This window comes from Streptomyces sp. NPDC055078 (assembly GCF_053607985.1).
This window is the reverse complement of record NZ_JBSGUP010000864.1, coordinates 1-2940: the sequence shown is the minus strand read 5'-3', so window position 1 is coordinate 2940 and position 2940 is coordinate 1. Positions and strand designations below refer to the sequence as shown.

Below are 2940 nucleotides of genomic sequence, written 5' to 3'. Positions count from 1 at the left end.
GTCGTCGAGGGATTCGAGAAGTCCGACCCCGCCCTGCGCCCCGAGCGTTACCACGACGCGCTCGGGAAGACCCCGACCATCGGGACCTACTACGAGCTGAACATCGAGGCCGTGGCCAAGCAGGACCCCGACATGATCTTCGCCGAGACCCGCTTCCTCAGAAAGGGCGAACTGGAGCGGCTGAAGGGCATCGCACCGGTCGTACAGCTCGATGCCGCGGGCGTCGGAGCCTGGGAGGGGCGGACGCTGATGATCGCCGCGGCCGTCGGAAAGGCGGACGAGGGGAAGCGCCAGCAGGCGGCGTTCAGGAAGCGCGCCGACGAACTGAAGACCAAGTACGCGGACGTCCTGACGAAGAACTCCATCGCCGTGTTCGCCTACGGCGAGGACATGTCCACCTGGGGCACCTACCCCGCAGGTCACTTCCTCGTCCCCGCCTGGGACGCGGTCGGAGCGAAATACCGGCCCTTCACCGAGGGCGAGCACAAGGGCAAGGCCGGGGCGGTGAGCGAGTGGCTGTCGATCGAGCAGATCGGGAAGCTGTCCAACGCCGACATCCTGATCCATGCGCACGGGCATCAGGACTTCATCACCTCCCTCGCCAAGAACACGGTGTGGAAGAACCTGCCGGCCGTGAAGAACGGCCTCGTCTTCGAGAACATGCCGGCCGCGGTGGTCTCCTCGTTCCGCTGGGGCACGGACACCCTCAACGACCTCGACAAGCTCCTCGCCCGGATCGACGCCAAGGCCGGGGCATGACCGGGGCACCTCCGTACGACCGCGGCGACCGGCACCGCCCCGAAGGCCGCCGCCCCCGGGTCGCGCCCGTGCCGCCGGAGCGTCCGGGACCATGAGCACCACGGTTGCCGCCGCTCCGCCCCGGCGGAGCGGCCCGGACGGCGAGCGGCACCGCCCGGGGCTGGTGCGCACCGACGCGGGCCGCGCCATCGGGCTCCTCGCCGCCCTCGCGGTGCTGGTCGCGGCTCTCGTGCTGAGCCTGGCCATCGGCGCCAAGTCCATCCCCGTCGCGGATGTCTGGAGCGCGCTGACCGCCTACGACGGCTCGGAGAACGCCTACATCGTGCGCGGCCTCCGGGTCCCGCGCGCCTGTCTGGGCCTGGTCGTCGGGGCGGCGCTCGGAGTCTCCGGGGCCCTCATCCAGGCGCTCACCCGCAACCCGCTGGCCGACCCCGGCATCCTCGGCGTCAACGCCGGCGCCGGATTCGCCGTCATCATCGGCGTCGCCTTCCTCGGGCTCTCCTCGATCGGGCAGTACCTCGGGATGTCCTTCGCGGGAGCCGTCGTCACCACCACCCTGGTCTACCTCCTCGGGTCGGCCGGCCGGGCGGGCGCCACACCGGTGCAGCTGACCCTCGTCGGTGTGGCACTCAGCGCGGTCCTGGCCGGCATCTCCGCCGGCATCACCCTGCTGAACCCCGATGTCTACGACACCATGCGCGGCTGGGCGGCCGGCTCGCTCGCTGCCCGGGGCTGGGAGATCTTCTGGACCGTGCTCCCCTTCATCGGGGCGGGGCTGCTGCTGGCCCTCGTCGCGGCGCGCTCCCTGAACGCCATCGCACTCGGCGACGACCTCGCCAGGTCGCTGGGCGCGGGCATCGGCCGGACCCGGGTGACCGTGGTCGTCGCCGTCACCCTGCTGGCCGGTGCGGCCACCGGCGCGGCCGGGCCGATCGGCTTCGTCGGCCTGATGGTCCCGCATGTCGTCCGGTGGTTCGTCGGACCCGACCAGCGCTGGATCATCCCGTACACCGCCGTCTGCGCGCCGACTCTGCTGATCGTCTCCGACACCGTCGGCAGAATCGTCCTCGCACCCCAGGAACTCCAGGTCGGCATCGTGACCGCGTTCATCGGCGCCCCGGTGCTGATCGTGCTGGTGCGGCGCAAGAAGGCGAGCGGCCTGTGAACACCACATCTGTATCCGTCGACTTCGGCAGACCGGTCCTGGTGTCCCGAGGGCCCCGCTGGTCGCTCCGCCTCGACGTACGCACCGTCGTCGTCTGCGCGGTCTTCCTGGTGCTCACGGCGGGAACCGTGCTGGCCTCCCTCGCGTACGGAACCTATGAGATCCCGCTGGGCGAGGTGATCCGGACGCTGACCGGCGGCGGGGAGAGCGGCACCAGGAAGATCGTCATCGAGTGGCGGCTGCCCCGGGCGCTGCTCGCCGTACTCTTCGGCGCGGCCCTGGCCGTCTCCGGGGCGATCTTCCAGTCGGTCAGCAGAAATCCCCTCGGCTCACCGGACATCATCGGCTTCTCCTCCGGCTCCTACACCGGCGCGCTGATCGTCATGCTGCTGACCGGCGGCGGCTACTACCAGGTGGCCGCGGGGTCCCTGGCCGGCGGTACCGCGACCGCGCTGCTCGTCTTCGTCCTGGCCTACCGCGGGGGGACGCGGGCGTTCCAGCTCATCATCGTGGGCATCGCGATCTCGGCGATGCTCGGCGCGTTCAACACCTGGCTGGTGCTGAGAACGGACATCGAGGAGGCCATGCTGGCCGCGGTGTGGGGCAGCGGCTCCCTCAACAGCCTGGGGTACGAGCAGCTCTGGCCCGTCCTGGGCATCCTCGCCGTGCTCGTACCCCTGACTCTGGCGATCGGTCCGGCCATGCGGCAGCTCGAACTCGGCGACGACGCGGCGGCCGGACTCGGGGTCCGTACCAACGCCGTACGGCTCACCCTGGTCGTCCTGGGGGTGGCGCTCACCGCGCTGGTGACGGCGGCGGCGGGGCCGATCGCCTTCGTCTCCCTCGCCGCGCCGCAGATCGCCCGGCGCGTCACCCGCTCCTCATCGGTCGCGCTGCTGCCGTCCGCCGTGCTGGGCGGGTTCCTGCTCGTCCTCGCCGATCTGGCAGGCCAGCGTCTCTTCGCCCCGGTCCAGCTCCCGGTCGGCATCGTGACCGTCTCGACCGGCGGTCTGTAC

At 71.1% G+C, this 2940-nt stretch carries 3 protein-coding genes; all 3 read left to right on the top strand.

Going from position 1 to position 2940, the window contains the following annotated elements:
* The coding region (locus ACWF94_RS37845) for an ABC transporter substrate-binding protein (RefSeq protein WP_453499378.1) at nucleotides 1-759 on the top strand (759 nt) is incomplete at its 5' end.
* Nucleotides 760-850: 91 nt separating this feature from the next.
* Nucleotides 851-1924 (top strand): iron chelate uptake ABC transporter family permease subunit, encoded by a 1074-nt coding sequence (locus ACWF94_RS37840; protein ID WP_453499376.1) that lies wholly within the window; start codon nucleotides 851-853, stop codon nucleotides 1922-1924.
* Nucleotides 1921-2940: FecCD family ABC transporter permease (locus ACWF94_RS37835; protein ID WP_453499374.1), on the top strand; the 1020-nt coding region annotated here is incomplete at its 3' end. The genes ACWF94_RS37840 and ACWF94_RS37835, both read left to right, overlap by 4 nt.

Coding starts and splice junctions, on each gene's coding strand:
- ACWF94_RS37840 (WP_453499376.1), top strand. CDS start 851: ATGAGCACCACGGTTGCCGCCGCTCCGCCCCGGCGGAGCGGCCCGGAC.